Annotated in this window: 1 protein-coding gene; it reads left to right on the top strand. The window is 67.4% G+C overall.

The features are described from left to right. Nucleotides 1-485, top strand: a 485-nt coding sequence (locus G3I60_RS43950) for a glycoside hydrolase domain-containing protein (RefSeq protein WP_164608577.1), incomplete at both ends; no start/stop codon positions are given.

Raw genomic sequence — 485 nt, 5'->3', positions numbered from 1 at the left:
AGAAAGTCGGTTCGAAGTACCAGTACGCGTCGCCGTTCTCCCCGATGCCGGGCCCCGACACCCCGACGCACACCGGGGCGAAGATCGTGGACGGCAAGGTGTACGTCAACAACGGTTTCTGGGACACCTATCGGACGACCTGGCCCGCCTACTCGCTCCTGACGCCACGTCAGGCGGGCGAGATGGTCGACGGGTTCGTGCAGCAGTACAAGGACGGCGGCTGGACCTCGCGCTGGTCCTCCCCCGGGTACGCCGACCTGATGACGGGCACCTCGTCGGACGTGGCGTCCGCCGACGCATATGTGAAGGGCGTCGGTTTCGACGCGAAGTCGGCGTACGACGCGGCCGTGAAGAACGCGACCGTCGTGCCCCCGACATCCGGCGTGGGCCGCAAGGGCATGGCGACCTCGCCCTTCCTCGGCTACACGAGCACCGAGACGCGTGAGGGCCTGTCGTGGGCGCTGGAGGGCTACCTCAACGACTAC

This window comes from Streptomyces sp. SID13666 (assembly GCF_010548325.1).
Classification (GTDB): Bacteria; Actinomycetota; Actinomycetes; order Streptomycetales; family Streptomycetaceae; genus Actinacidiphila; species Actinacidiphila fildesensis.
This window is presented reverse-complemented; position numbering and strand designations above follow the sequence as displayed.